Annotated in this window: 13 protein-coding genes and 1 other annotated feature; of the genes, 8 read left to right on the forward strand and 5 right to left on the reverse strand. The window is 35.0% G+C overall.

Annotated elements, in window-relative coordinates; genetic code table 11:
* Window positions 1-39: 39 nt before the first annotated feature.
* The 3 genes from B5P40_RS09715 to B5P40_RS09725 all read right to left on the reverse strand — a co-directional run bounded on the left by B5P40_RS09715 (window position 40) and on the right by B5P40_RS09725 (window position 1,873).
* Window positions 40-747, reverse strand: coding sequence for a DUF3169 family protein (locus tag B5P40_RS09715; RefSeq protein ID WP_113709217.1), 708 nt, complete (start codon window positions 745-747; stop codon window positions 40-42).
* Entirely contained in the window at window positions 737-982 is a 246-nt protein-coding gene (locus B5P40_RS09720; RefSeq protein WP_002067963.1) for a helix-turn-helix transcriptional regulator, read from the reverse strand. The genes B5P40_RS09715 and B5P40_RS09720 overlap by 11 nt, the downstream gene beginning before the upstream one ends.
* Before the next feature lie 276 nt (window positions 983-1,258).
* Window positions 1,259-1,873, reverse strand: a complete 615-nt coding sequence (locus B5P40_RS09725; protein ID WP_002143668.1) for a DedA family protein — start codon at window positions 1,871-1,873, stop codon at window positions 1,259-1,261.
* 414 nt (window positions 1,874-2,287) lie between these two features.
* Between B5P40_RS09725 and B5P40_RS09730 the strand changes: the two genes are divergently transcribed.
* The 5 genes from B5P40_RS09730 (at window position 2,288) to B5P40_RS09755 (ending at window position 6,826) form a co-directional block, all read left to right on the forward strand.
* Window positions 2,288-2,731 carry a DUF3978 family protein gene (locus B5P40_RS09730; protein ID WP_033728196.1) on the forward strand — a complete coding sequence of 148 codons (444 nt, stop codon included), beginning with the start codon at window positions 2,288-2,290 and terminating at the stop codon, window positions 2,729-2,731.
* Between the two features lie 30 nt (window positions 2,732-2,761).
* The gene (locus B5P40_RS09735) at window positions 2,762-3,223 is read left to right on the forward strand and encodes a L,D-transpeptidase (RefSeq protein ID WP_113709202.1); all 462 of its coding nucleotides are present in this window, start codon (window positions 2,762-2,764) and stop codon (window positions 3,221-3,223) included.
* 364 nt (window positions 3,224-3,587) lie between these two features.
* A complete protein-coding gene (locus B5P40_RS09740) occupies window positions 3,588-4,253 on the forward strand; it encodes a response regulator transcription factor (protein ID WP_002191116.1) in 666 nt (221 codons plus the stop codon).
* Window positions 4,231-5,658, forward strand: a complete 1,428-nt coding sequence (locus tag B5P40_RS09745; protein WP_002191117.1) for a sensor histidine kinase — start codon at window positions 4,231-4,233, stop codon at window positions 5,656-5,658. The genes B5P40_RS09740 and B5P40_RS09745 overlap by 23 nt, the downstream gene beginning before the upstream one ends.
* Before the next feature lie 265 nt (window positions 5,659-5,923).
* Window positions 5,924-6,826, forward strand: a complete 903-nt coding sequence (locus tag B5P40_RS09755; RefSeq protein WP_002015976.1) for an EamA family transporter — start codon at window positions 5,924-5,926, stop codon at window positions 6,824-6,826.
* 195 nt (window positions 6,827-7,021) lie between these two features.
* Here the strand turns inward: B5P40_RS09755 and metG are convergent, their stop codons facing one another.
* The gene (gene metG, locus B5P40_RS09760) at window positions 7,022-8,656 is read right to left on the reverse strand and encodes a methionine--tRNA ligase (protein ID WP_002192332.1); all 1,635 of its coding nucleotides are present in this window, start codon (window positions 8,654-8,656) and stop codon (window positions 7,022-7,024) included.
* A 50-nt stretch (window positions 8,657-8,706) separates the two neighbouring features.
* Window positions 8,707-8,977: a binding site (T-box leader), on the reverse strand.
* A gap of 113 nt (window positions 8,978-9,090) precedes the next feature.
* On the opposite strand from metG, the gene B5P40_RS09765 reads away from it, so the two are divergent.
* The 3 genes from B5P40_RS09765 to B5P40_RS09775 all read left to right on the forward strand — a co-directional run bounded on the left by B5P40_RS09765 (window position 9,091) and on the right by B5P40_RS09775 (window position 12,140).
* The gene (locus B5P40_RS09765) at window positions 9,091-9,909 is read left to right on the forward strand and encodes a class I SAM-dependent methyltransferase (protein WP_002191119.1); all 819 of its coding nucleotides are present in this window, start codon (window positions 9,091-9,093) and stop codon (window positions 9,907-9,909) included.
* Window positions 9,910-10,367: 458 nt separating this feature from the next.
* Window positions 10,368-11,702: a methyl-accepting chemotaxis protein gene (locus B5P40_RS09770; RefSeq protein WP_113709203.1), complete on the forward strand. Its 1,335-nt coding sequence runs from the start codon at window positions 10,368-10,370 to the stop codon at window positions 11,700-11,702.
* A 120-nt stretch (window positions 11,703-11,822) separates the two neighbouring features.
* The gene (locus B5P40_RS09775; RefSeq protein ID WP_113709204.1) at window positions 11,823-12,140 is read left to right on the forward strand and encodes a metal-sulfur cluster assembly factor; all 318 of its coding nucleotides are present in this window, start codon (window positions 11,823-11,825) and stop codon (window positions 12,138-12,140) included.
* Between the two features lie 44 nt (window positions 12,141-12,184).
* On the opposite strand, the gene B5P40_RS09780 is transcribed toward B5P40_RS09775, so the two are convergent.
* Window positions 12,185-13,834: a M4 family metallopeptidase gene (locus B5P40_RS09780; protein WP_002191121.1), complete on the reverse strand. Its 1,650-nt coding sequence runs from the start codon at window positions 13,832-13,834 to the stop codon at window positions 12,185-12,187.
* Between the last annotated feature and the right edge of the window lie 45 nt (window positions 13,835-13,879).

The following is a 13,879-nucleotide window of genomic DNA, read 5'->3' on the forward strand; positions in this document are numbered from 1 at the left end:
ACCAGCTGGCCTTCTTAAAATATCCACCTTTTTCTCCCCTTAATAAATCATTTTTCTCTGCATTTCGTACATGAATTTTCCGAGATGCAATATCCAAATAAATGAGATTAAGCCAATTAATACAAAATCGATATCACTAGCCGCTGTATATATAACGGCAGCCCACCATACATATGCCAATATTGTATTCGTAAATTCATATGCTTTATATTCAGCCTCATGCACAATGTGCTTTAATCCTTCATCTGCGTTTTTCGTCCACATTTTCATAGATTCCATATATGTTACACCTTGTTCAGGATATAGCTTATTATAACGATTTTTTGTTATGAGCCCGATAACCACTACAATAGTTAAACAGACAATAGAAGCTACTAAATTCCACACTGCAAATGACACATTTGTATCCTGTAACAGTGCACGTCTACATGTAATAACTGCATATACAAACCATGCCTGCGTAACTATATCACCTACACGTAAATATATACTTATAATGCCTAATTTTCTGCCTTGTACGCTCTCTTCTTCATCGCGTGCCTCCGCTAACATACGTGTATTCTTCCAAGTGTAGTACATCATTAAGATTCCAAAAATAGTACATACACCTATAAATGTATTAGATGATAATTCTCTCGGTTCATTCGAGAGTAAATTTAAAGCTATATAAGATGTTAAAAAGCCACCCATCATACTTAATGCTATTTTCCCCACAAAATCAAATTGTTTTTTTCGTTTACTCTTCATCTTCATCGTCCTCTTCCCCCTCCACCAACATAAATATCTCCTCCACTGGCGCTCCAAAAATTTGTGCGATTTTTAGCGATAACACAATAGATGGTGCATAATCTCCGCGCTCAATTAAACTAATGGTTTGCCGTGATGAGCCAATCGCTTTCCCTAAATCCCCTTGTGATAAACGGTGCTTTGCTCGAAATTCCCTCACTCGATTTTGAAGCTTCATGTCTTCCCTCTTTTTCATTTATTTAATTAAAATTGTAAATAATATCCTTATATTTGTCAATTATAATTGTCATTTTGACTTATATACATGTCAAAAATAAATCTATATTCTCCTAAATATATAACTTAGATAATAGATTTTAATAATCACATACGGAAAAAAAATAGGAACGTATTATATACCAGCCACCGGTGACGGTATCGATGGAAAAATAAAAGCAAACTGGAAAATACAATAAAAAAGGCAGTGCTTTTGCACTGCCTCCCTAAAATCTGACATAGAATGGATTCCATATTAACTTGCGTTTTGTAAAAATACTCGTTTTAGTTGTTTGCGGAAACGAATGCTTAACGTAATTGCTACAATGACAATCGCTCCGAAAATGATTTTGCCGATATGATCTCCCAGTAATCCGAAAATATCATGTAAGTTACCACCTAACCAGTAGCCGCCAATTAAGAAGAACGATACCCAGAATAAAGCACCTGAATAAATTGTAATTGCAAAGCGGCGAAACGGTAAGTTAATGATACCTGCAAAGTATCCTGTAAAATGACGTACACCAGGAATGAAGAAGCCAATAAAGATAAGGAAATATCCATATTTATCGAACCACATTCTCGTTAAATCAATTTTTCTTTGTGTTAAAAATACGTACTTCCCGTATTTTTGAACAAAAGGCATACCAAGCTTATTCCCTAAAAAGTATTGAATCGTCATTCCTACACTTGTCCCAATAAAGGATAGGATAATTAAAATAGGTAAACTTAGATCACCCTTCTGTGCTAAAAACCCCGCATATGCTAATGTTGGCTCTCCCGGAAACGGAAGTGCAATATATTCTAACAGCAGGCCTACAAGTACTACATAATACCCATATTGCTGAAATAATTCATGAACCCATTCCATGTCATCTCCCCTTTCATTCACGTACAACTTGTTACTATTATTGTATAAAAAAATTGTCGAAATAACTATCACAATAGCTTACATTTTTATTACATTTTTGTAAGGCTCACACTAAAGTTTTTTGTTCTCTATTCACTTATATCTATTAGCATTTAAAAACAAGCTAACAACTATATATCACGCGAAGGAAATCCATTAATATACATTTTTCATCCAGTTTTTAACACTCGAAAACCACCTTATTTTGTTCTCTATAAAAAACCACCACAAACTCATATGAACTTCATATTAGCTTCATATACGTATTGTAAGATTATATCGGAATTTGTTGAAAAATTTAGCTAATATATGACTAAACATTAAACTGAATAAATATAAGTCGCTTTTCGAAATTGAAAAAAGGGTGAATAAGAAATGGAAGCTTATAAAATGCACGATTTTATTAATACGAATGTTGAATCTCATCAAAATGAAACCGTTTTTAATTTACAAATATGTGAAACAAATGAATTTGACGTAAGTTTAACAAAATCTACAACGCTATCTTTTGTCGTTTCTAAAAAAAATATTAAAATTGTCACGAAAAAATGGACTAACTCTAATCATGAAAGCATGATTGGAAAAAGTTATATCATTCCAACGAAAGCGTTTCACTATTTCTTACCTATGATTTCTGAAACAGAAGATGAAATGAGTATTCAAGTACAGAGCTTCGGACTACACGGCGAGCTTTTACTAAATGAAAGATTGCTCATTGATAAAAACAACAAACATAATACAAAAATCACCACTTTTTTTGAAGCGCTAAATGAAAATGTACACCAAGCATTACGAGTATTACAAATTCATTGTATGTAATACTACTAAAATAGTAAAAGGAGAATATCAATGAAAAAATTACTAGTAACTATTATGTTATCGTTAGTTTTTTTAACTGTTCCATATATGTCTGCAGAGGCAGCTTCAACTAACGATCAACTTATCGTTGACACGAAATTAAATAAAATGGATTTCTATCAAAATGGAAAGCTTATAAAAAGCTTCACTGTCGCTACTGGCAAAACAGCAACACCTACACCTACAGGTACTTTTCAAGTGGTAAACAAAATTAAAAACCGTCCTTATTATAAAGGACGTATTAAAGGTGGCGATCCACGTAATCCACTTGGTGATCGTTGGCTCGGATTAAATATGGCAGGAACATATGGCACAACGTATGCTATTCATGGGAATAACAATAATCAAGCGATTGGCAAAGCTACAACACTTGGCTGTATTCGCATGTATAACAATGATATACATTGGTTATTTGAACGTATTCACGAACGTGCCACTGTCACTGTAAAATAACCTATGAACAAGATTTACATGTAGCCAAGAATTTTATATCTTGGCTTATTTTATTTATTCATTTACAGTAGCTAAACAACTCTACTTGCATATATAATGAAAGTAGACTGCACTAAATAGCATAAAAACATTAATAAACATAGATATTTAAATTATACAGTTATAATATTTTATAAATTTCACATTGCATACTATACTAGAACTACTGTAATCCTGAAATATTCAGTCCAATAAACAATTCCCCTTGCTATTTTTATGATTATTTTATAGCGGGGGCTTATTATATGTATATACAACCTGAGTCATCAAAAAAAATGATGAATTCGAATATTGCAGTAAAAAGCGTTATTTAGGAGGTGTTACTATGACGCATATACTGGTGATTGAAGACAACCCAGATATACAAGAACTTATTCGTGAATTTTTAACCGCCCAAAATTTTACCGTTGATGTAGTTGGCGCTGGAACAGAGGGGATTCTTCTTTTCCAAAAAAATTCATACGACCTTGTCCTCCTTGATGTAATGTTACCAGATATAGATGGTTATAGTATTTGTAAAATTATGCGAGGACAGTCTGATGTACCAATCATTATGTTAACAGGCTTACATAATGAAGAGAGTGAAATTAAAGGGTTTGAGTTGGGTATTGATGACTATATTACGAAACCGTTCCATTATACGGTATTTATTAAACGTGTAGAAGCTGTATTAAGAAGGACAACAACGAAGGAAGCCGAAACTGCAACTATACTACAATTCCATGAATTGATGTTAAATTCTACAGCATATGCAGCTTATGTTCATGGTAATCAAATTGAACTAACAACTAAAGAATTTGAGATTATATATACGTTGTTACAAAATCGAGGAAAAGTATTATCAAGAAGTGATTTGTTAAATAAGGTATGGGGCTATGAACATTATGGTGATGTAAGAGTTATAGATACACATATTAAAAATTTAAGGAAAAAATTAGGTATTACTTATATTAAAACGGTGAAAGGCATTGGCTACAAAATCGAATCGTAACAAAGACAACATCACCAAAAATATTTTCATCAAAACCCTATTGTTTTGTGTTCTTTTATCAATTTGTCTTTATCAAATCATTTATTTTCTAGCTTTAAACTATGATAAAGAGCGTTATGCGAAAAACCCTGAAAATCAAACTGCGGAACATGCGGATTCAGTTACGAAAAATGAACAAAATAAAGCTATTTCAGAGAGTAGTATCTCAAATTTCCAATCATCTATTATAGATTTCAAAACACTCTCTACTGCTATTAATCATCTTTTGCAACCTAGCCAAACTACAAAAGCAAAAGAAAATGTAGCAAATCTTTCGGAGGAAAGTAACAAAACTGAATCACATACTAAAGCAGAACAAACAGCCGCTAACACTGATTCCTTACATACACAAAATGCAGAAAAGAAAACAAACGAAACACATGATAATCCTAGTTTAGCAGATGCCTTGCAACAATTAGCTCCAAATATTGGTGCAACAATGCTTGCATTATCTCTGCTCGGTTCTTTATTTTATGCCAAACTAATTGCCAAACCTTTTCAATATATGAGTGATACTTTAAAAGATATTATAAATCTGGACTTTTCAGATCAACAATCACCTAACAAAAATACAGATCAAACAGATTTTAATTTGCAAGTAGCCGCTTCACAAGTCCCAACCATTGTGAAGAATCTACATGAAACAAATAAAGATTTACGAACTGAGCTCAAGAAAGAACAACAATTAGAACAATCTCGCAAAGAATTTATGTCTATGGTATCCCATGAATTAAAAACACCTATCGCAGCCGTTATGGGCCAACTAGATGGCATGATTCATGGAATCGGTGCATACAAAGATAGAGACAAATACTTAAAGCGTTCCTACGAGATGATGCAGGACATTAACATATTAACGGAAAAGATGTCAGAATTATCCAAAATACAAAATCCTCAATTCAAACCGAATTTAGAAGTTATTTCACTATCTAACATCATTGAGAACGTTATGAAGAAAGTAGATTATTTTATATCTGTAAAGCAATTAAATGTTCAATCTAATATTAAACAAGACGTACAAATTTTAGCTGATTCTAAATTTATTCAAACTGCTATTTTTAATATTATTTCAAATGCAATTCACTATACAATCGATCATCAGCATGTATATATAAAGCTTTATGAAAAACCAAACGGTTACGCATTAGAAGTATTAAATACAGGTTCACAAATTGATGAGGACAAACTCGCTCATTTATTTGAGCCTTTCTATCGCGCTAATCCTGGAAACAACGGTTTAGTACAAGGTAGCGGTCTTGGATTATATATTGTAAAACAAATACTAGATAAACATCAGTTTCCTTATGGAATACAAAACACACCTCAAGGTGTAAAATGCTCAATTATCTTTCCAAAAGCAATGTAAACTACTACTATAATTTCATACCCCAAACTCATACTTCGTATGAGTGGCGGAATTTTGTAGAGTCTCTGACTCTGTTTCGTTCGCCCGTTTTCCTTATTAGGATAACGGGCGTTTTTTATTTATCCCGCTATTTGTGGGCAGTAAAACTCCCACCTCAAAATTCGGCTGGAGCAAAGAAGTTAAGTGGGAGTCGGGCTAATAATCAGTGGTGGATGAAGAAAACCCCCACTGATTAAAGTTTCACTTTATATAAGGAGGTTTTCACATGGAGAAATTTAAGTATTCATTACTAGTTTTATTCGGCGCTTGTAGCTACGGCGTACTTTCAACTATTTTTAAACTCGGATTCATCGACGGATTTTCCGCACACCAACTACTAGGAGGGCAATATGTCTTCGGATGGATTGGACTCCTTTTACTCGTTCTGTTCTTTTCACGTCATAAAGTATCAAAAAAACAATTCTTTTCGTTACTAACAGTCGGAACAACAATGAGTATGACAGGTATTTTCTATGCTATTTCCGTAGAAGAATTGCCAGCCTCTATCGCTGTCGTTTTACTCTTTCAGTTCACTTGGATTGGTGTAGTCATCGAAGCGATTGCCAACCGGACATTCCCAAGCCGTGAGAAAGTTATATCTATTATTATTTTATTTACTGGTACATTGTTTGCTGGTGGAGTATTTGAAGGTCTTGGACAAAACTTTTCTACGAAAGGTATTATTTTCGGACTATTAGCTGCCGTCTCTTTCTCATTCTATGTATTTGTAAGCGGGCGCGTTGCTACAGATGTTCCGCCTTATACGAAAAGCTTTCTTATGACAACGAGTGCTACTCTTATTGTATGCTTATTTTTCCCGCCTACCTTTTTAACGGACGGCGCTTTACAAGCAGGCCTATGGAAATATGCTTTCTTCCTTGGACTGTTCGGGGTTATTATACCTGTCATTTGTTTTTCAATTGGGGTACCAAAAGTCGGAACAGGACTTGGTACAATATTAGGTGCAGCTGAATTACCAACAGCAATTATCGCTTCTATTACACTTGTTCATGAAGTTGTATCGCCAATGCAGTGGATTGGGATTGTGGTTATATTACTCGGTATTTTCACACCACAACTACTTACTGCTAGGAAAGAAAAAAAACATAATCGTGTTCATAGTGCATGACAACATCAACTTGTATATAAATGTGAATAAAGTTACGATATGTTAAACTTTATTACTACCTTCAAAATAACATATGATATTGCGGCTATTATTCTCGTAATCCTTGCTGTGCTTTTCTTTTTGAAAGATAAGAAAGAGGGTTATACAGCATAACAAAAGACCTTTCATTTATTTGAAAGGTCTTTTCCTTATATTTCACTTTACCGCTCCATATAACTTCTCTACCTCATGTTCAATTTGTTTTACCTCGATTCGCTCAAATAATGGCTGCACATTATCAATTCGGTTTGGCAACGTATTTTGAGGTTCCCAATTTACTTTAACACTCGATAATGTATTTCTAACTCTTTCACTTGAAAACGGTAAAAATGGTTCAAGCAGTTGTGCAAAGTTTGCTATTAGGTAAACACAATTATAAATTGTTTCCTCACATGAAACTGGGTCGTCTTCTCTTTGTTTCCAAGGCTGCTTTTCATCAAAGTATTTATTTGCAAAGCGTACTGCATCAAATATTGTTTCTAGTGCCACCTTAAATTTAGTTTGTTCAATCGCCTCTCCTACACTTTTATATAATCCTTCTACTTTATCTTTCAGCTCTACATCAATACTTCCCTTCGGTACAGTACCACCATAATATTTTTCAATAAACTTTAATGTCCGGTTCACAAAGTTCCCGTATGCACCTAACAATTCACTATTATGACTGTAAATGAATTCACGCCATGAAAAATCAGTATCACGATTTTCTGGTGCGTTAACTGTTAAAAAGTAACGAATAGAATCTGGATTGTAGCGTTCCAATATATCAGGTACCCATACTGCCCAGTTTTTACTTGTCGATAATTTTCTTTTTTCTACTGTTAAATACTCATTCGAAACGATATGACGCGGGATCGCTTCTTCTCCTATTCCAAGTAATACCGCTGGCCAAATGATTGAATGAAACGGAATATTATCCTTACCATGTACATAATACGTTTTCGCATCTCTATCCCAAAACTCTTGATCATCTTTCCCTGTTTCTTCAGCCCAATGTTTACTCGCCGAATAATATCCTGTCACTGCTTCAATCCATACGTAAATTTTCTTATCTTCATATCCTGCCACTGGAATTGGTACCCCAATTGGTAAATCACGTGACACTGCCCTATCTTGTAATCCTTCCTTTAAATATCTCTCTGTTAATTGAATTGCATTGTCGCGCCATGTTCCTTTCTGCTTTGCAATTTCTACCGCCTCTTTAATTTGCTGCTGAAATTTATGCAATGCAAAATAGAAATGCTCTGTTTCCTGTACTGATGGCGTACTACCACATAACTTACATTTCTTTTCTAACAAATCGAGTGGATCTAAAATAGCGGAACAAGCATCGCATTGATCGCCCCTTGCTGCTTCATGACAATGCGGACAAATACCTTCTACATATCGATCCGGTAAAAATTGCGTACACGTTTCGCAATAAGCTTGTTCAACTACTTTTTTATAAATATAACCTTCTTCTAATAGTCGCAAAAAGACTTTTTGAACAGTTTCATGATGATGCTCGCTATCTGTACGTGTATAGCAATCATAAGTAAAACCAAGGCTACGAAAACATCGCTCAAACTCTTCGTGATACTTATCAGCAATTTCTTTCACCGTCACACCGTCTTGCTTTGCTCTAATTGTAATCGGTGTTCCATTACAATCACTTCCTGAAACATACAACACATGCTCACCTTTTGCCCTGTAATAACGTGCTAAAATATCTCCTGGTAACAAACTAGCAATGTGTCCAAGGTGTAACGAACCATTTGCATACGGCCAAGCGCCTCCAATAAAAATACTCATCTTATATTCCTCCTTTAAAATATAAAAAGCCCCGCCCTTATCTTAAAAAAGATAAGGGCGGGGCTGTATAAACAGTCGCGGTACCACCTTATTTCGTCAGTCATTCGCATAACTAACCTTAACAAGTACGGAGCTATATGCTCTTATACTGTGGTTTTGATAACGAGTACCAACTCTCGTCGCCGCCTACTATTATCATTTGATAAGTTCAGGACGAAGCTCAAAGGCCATTGTTCAAATGAATATTCTTGCTTCTTCTCAGCTACCGAAGCTCTCTGGAAAGAATGGTTCCATTCTACTTTTCCTTTTCAACGCTTTTATGTATAAAACGTATTTTACGACTTAACAACAGAAAAATCAAACTTTTATTCAAAAAAACAGGAAATCCTACTCATTCACCGAATAACTATACGTTCACAAAAGGAGTGATAAAATTGAATCAAAAACAACTGAGTACTATTAATGAAAAAAGTTGGAACGCAGCTGCTTATGAAGCTTGGACAAATCGCCACGGGGCGCCAGAGGATTATGCGAAAAAGCTCATGGAAGATCCCGTGCGCGAGGTAAATCATTATTTACCTTACATACAATCTCCAAAAGGAAAGCGTATTATTAATTTACTCGGATCAAAAGGAAATAAAGCAGTTGCTCTTGCTCTTTTAGGAGCCGATGTAACAGTTGTAGACATTTCAGCAAGTAATGAAAAATACGCAACCGAACTAGCCGAAGCTGCTGGTGTCTCTATTCAATATATCATTTCCGATGTACTAGATTTAAATCTATCCCAATCATTTGATATCGTGTTACTGGAACTTGGCGTGCTCCATTACTTTTTAGACTTAAAGCCACTCTTTCATATAATCTCTCACTTACTAAAACAAGATGGGACCTTTATACTACGTGACTATCATCCCGTTTATACAAAATTATTAGGAGTAGATCATCCATCATTTCGAGCAAATGGAAATTATTTCGACGAGGAACTTATTGAAGATGACGTAGCTTATAGTACTCTCCTTACGGGATCACAGAAATACGCTTTACCGAGAACAAAAATTAGGCGCTGGACACTAGGAGAAATAATTACATCAATGGCAGAAACAAATTTCAAGGTTGAAAAATTGATTGAAGAACACGGATCTCATCAAAAGTGGGTTTTCCCTTCTACTGCACCAGAGGGAATTGAAGAGCGTATACCCGGTCTATATACATTAATTGTGACAACATGCAAAAAAGGATCCCTTCACGGATAGGATCCTTTTTTTGCATGCTTACGCATATAAGTTGAGGTTGGAGATTACCATAATTCTGTAGAATAGGACACAAGATATTTCAACATTCGTCTCTGACTTACGTCGTCAAAAAGGGGTATGACCAACATAACGAAGAGTAACGTTTAGTTGATAGTGATAATCGTTATCAACTAATTAGAAGTATACAGGATGTTATTTCTAATTACAATAGTATTTCTTATTTTTATTTAAGAATTTTTGATATATAAATATATCCATTTTAATTCTACTCATCCGCCTCTTTCCATTATCTTCTATAATTTTTTTAAACAAAATTCATAATAAAGAGGGATTACTTTTCAGCCCTCTTTTTTCACTTTAAAATATATCTTTCTCTCTCTTCCTCTGTCTGCTATAATGCCAAAAGGAAAGAAGAAAGCTTTGTTCCTTTTGGCGTAAGGTTTTCTTTTAATTTTTTAATTGAAGAAAAAGTTTTCTCTCTTGCAAAAGAACAAAAATGGGAAGAAGCATTACAACTTGCTTCTTCAGAAAATGGTACTGTTTATAAAGTTATTGGTGACTTCACAAACTATAGCAACGAACAAGCTAAGTTACGTGAACAATCCATTGAAAAAATTGATCAATCGTCACTGCTAATTGAATATATTGTTTTCTTATCACTTGTTATATGTATTATTGTTGCACTCATTCTTACATGGTGGTTCTCTGGTAAGCTTGTTAAACCAATTGAACAAATTGATAAGAAATTAAAAGAATTAGCTTCTCACGAAGGTGATTTAACAGCACGTCTACAAGTAAATAGCAATGATGAAATCGGTGCAATTGCCAAATCATTTAATAACATGTTAGAAAACTTGCAGCACATCATTAATCGTGTTCAAAAAACTTCTGTGGAAGTACAAAATGCTTCTGAAAATATGCTAGAAAAGACCAATACATCGCGTGATACAACAGTAAAAGTTCAAAGCTCGATGTCCAATTTAAATGCCAGCATCCAATCACAAACTTCTAGTATGGAAGAAAGCTCGACTGCAATGGATGATATGGCAATGAGTGTTCAACGTATTGCAGAATCAGCTTCGTCTGTAGCCGAACTAGCTGTAGCCACGTCAGAACACGCTAACGACGGAAGTACTGTAATTCAAAAATCTATTTCACAAATGACCACGATACACGAAGCTGTGAATTCTACATCAGAAGTAGTCGAACGTCTAATCACTCATACAAAATATATTGATACAGCTGTACAATCTATTTCTAATATCGCTGAACAAACAAATCTACTTGCTTTAAATGCTTCTATTGAAGCTGCTCGTGCCGGTGAACAAGGAAAAGGATTTGCTGTCGTAGCTGATGAAGTTCGTAAACTTGCTGAACAATCAAAAACAGCAGCAACAGATATTAACCAATTGCTGCACCAAATTCAAAATGATACTGAAACTGCTAGCTCTATGATGTCTCAAGGGCGTTCTGAAGCATTTGAAGGTATTAACGTCATTCGTGAAGCGGGCTCTTCCTTCACAACAATCGTCGGTCAAGTGAATACAGTGTCTACTCAAATCCAAGATATATCAGCAACTGCTGAAGAAATGGCCGCAAGTGCTGAAGAAATGAATGCTTCACTTAATAACATCGCTTCAATTTCTAATGAAGTTTCAAGTGAGACTGTCGTAACAGCACAATCCGCTGCACAGAAAGTCATTGTTATGAATGAAATGACCCTAACTGCAAAACAAATGAAACAAACAGTTGAAGAATTAGATCAGCTTGTATCTCATTTTAAAACTGAATAGCTTTTCAAAAAAATATTCCTCTCTCAGGGAGGAATATTTTTTTGAGCTCATTTCCTGCACTTATCCCGCATATCCGTTATAATGAGAACCGATATCATTAATATTTAGGGGGTGCTACACATGTCACAACAAGCATTTGAAGAAAAGTTATATGCAAACTTAGAAGCTGTTATTGACCCTGAGCTAGGTGTTGATATTATCAATCTCGGATTAGTTTATGACGTTACAGCGGATGAAAATAATAATGCTGTCATTACAATGACGATGACTTCTATCGGTTGTCCAATGGCTGGCCAAATCGTATCAGACGTTAAAAAATTATTATCAACGAACGTACCTGAAGTAAATGAAATAGAAGTAAACGTTGTATGGAATCCGCCATGGACAAAAGAACGTATGTCGCGTATGGCGAAAATCGCATTAGGTATTCGTGACTAAATAAGGAAAAGACCTGACAATCCAGTCAGGTCTTTTTTCTCTTATTATTTTACTCCTACAGCGTCATAAGCTTTCGTTACAGCTTGTACCTCTTTAGAGTTTTTACCGAATAAATCTTCTGCTGATTGAAGTGCAGCTTGACGCATCATTTTGAAATCAGAGTTTGCAGTTAAATATTTTGTAAGAGCACGATAGTAAATTTTTTCTGTCGCTTCACGGCCCACTCCAGTTACTTTCACATTGTAATGCGTGCCGCCCTCAGACACTAAATACGCCGCCTTATTATTAATACTACTGTTAATATGAACGCCGCCATTATCAGCTGTTCCAGTATAACGTTTATTATAGTGATCTGGGTAACCTTCACCTGGTTTTAATGGGTTTGGAATAGATGCTGGATCCTTTAGAGAACGAAGTGCATCTCCAGGTTTACCAGGTGTATAAATATCAGCACCTAAATCCCAGCTCTTCTTCTCAACCATGACGCCCATAATATCAGATAACGATTCATTTAACGCTCCTGATTCATTTTTATATACAAGGTTTGCTGTATGTTCAGTTACAGCATGCGTTAATTCGTGGCCAATAACATCTAGCCCTGCTGATAATGGAATAAATGTCTTACCATCTCCATCACCATACATCATTTGCACACCGTTCCACGCTGCGTTATTCCAAGATTCACCTACGTGAACAGCAGAAATAAGTTTTGCACCTTTATCATCGAAAGAGTTACGGTTAAATGTCTTTTTATAATAATCATATACTTTTCCTGCATTCACATGCGCATCAACTGCCGCTTTATCTTCGAAGAACTTAGATTTACTTCCAATTTCTTCTCCTGTATATCCAAGAATTTGTGAGAATAAATTAAACCAGTCTTCGTTCATATTCTCTGCATCAAATGTATGGACACCTTGTCCTCGTGTACCATCAAATAAGTTGAACGCTCCTGTTTTCGTATCTTGAGCAATTTCAAATGATTGTCTAGCACCTAATACTCCGTAACCAAATCCAGTAATGTTATCTACAGCATTATATTTCTCAATAACATTTCCATTTGTTGCATCAACAAAGTAATGCCAATATCCTGGAGCTGGTTTCGAAACCGACGCTTTTACAAGATATGCAAGATAGTATTGACCATCTTTTTCATACACATATAAATCTTTTTTCACACCATCATAATTCTTTACTTTACCAATTTCTTTCTCAATATTAGCTTTTGCAATCGTTTCTGCTTGTTCCGCACTAATACTTGCAGATGCAGGAATATTTTTATTATCTAAATTCGGAATAACTTGTCCGAAAAATGCTTTTACATTATTCTCTTTATCAAGCGTAACTGTTTGATCTGAACCATACACAGGAATGTTATTATGCTTCTCAACTAACTTCACATGTGTTGTACCAGAATCAGCATCTTTTTCTTCACCAACGATATTGAAATGTTTGTCAATATTTCCCGCTAGTTTAAACATATCCTTTTTACTCTCTAAATATTGAAAGACCGTCTCTTTTTTATCTAGTCCTTCCGGCGCTTTCCATTCTTCACCTATGTAAGCTGGTGTTTTAAACTCTTGGTGATACTGGATTTTTTGCTCTTCTGCTTTCGTCGTAGTTGCTCCAAATGCCCCAAACCCACTTGCGATAACAGTTAATGCTAATGCTGATGAAATTACTTGCTTTTTCAATCTAACACTCCCCATTTCCCTAAAAGTTTTTAACACCTTTATAAA

The sequence above is a fragment of the Bacillus sp. SRB_8 genome (genome assembly GCF_003264205.1).
In the GTDB taxonomy this organism is placed as follows: domain Bacteria; phylum Bacillota; class Bacilli; order Bacillales; family Bacillaceae_G; genus Bacillus_A; species Bacillus_A mycoides.

What these genes read in the sequence shown, in the direction of transcription:
- B5P40_RS09715 (WP_113709217.1), bottom strand. Translation starts at nt 747, where the DNA reads ATGAAGAGTAAACGAAAAAAACAATTTGATTTTGTGGGGAAAATAGCA.
- B5P40_RS09720 (WP_002067963.1), bottom strand. Translation starts at nt 982, where the DNA reads ATGAAAAAGAGGGAAGACATGAAGCTTCAAAATCGAGTGAGGGAATTT.
- B5P40_RS09725 (WP_002143668.1), bottom strand. Translation starts at nt 1,873, where the DNA reads ATGGAATGGGTTCATGAATTATTTCAGCAATATGGGTATTATGTAGTA.
- B5P40_RS09730 (WP_033728196.1), top strand. Translation starts at nt 2,288, where the DNA reads ATGGAAGCTTATAAAATGCACGATTTTATTAATACGAATGTTGAATCT.
- B5P40_RS09735 (WP_113709202.1), top strand. Translation starts at nt 2,762, where the DNA reads ATGAAAAAATTACTAGTAACTATTATGTTATCGTTAGTTTTTTTAACT.
- B5P40_RS09740 (WP_002191116.1), top strand. Translation starts at nt 3,588, where the DNA reads ATGACGCATATACTGGTGATTGAAGACAACCCAGATATACAAGAACTT.
- B5P40_RS09755 (WP_002015976.1), top strand. Translation starts at nt 5,924, where the DNA reads ATGGAGAAATTTAAGTATTCATTACTAGTTTTATTCGGCGCTTGTAGC.
- metG (WP_002192332.1), bottom strand. Translation starts at nt 8,656, where the DNA reads ATGAGTATTTTTATTGGAGGCGCTTGGCCGTATGCAAATGGTTCGTTA.
- B5P40_RS09775 (WP_113709204.1), top strand. Translation starts at nt 11,823, where the DNA reads ATGTCACAACAAGCATTTGAAGAAAAGTTATATGCAAACTTAGAAGCT.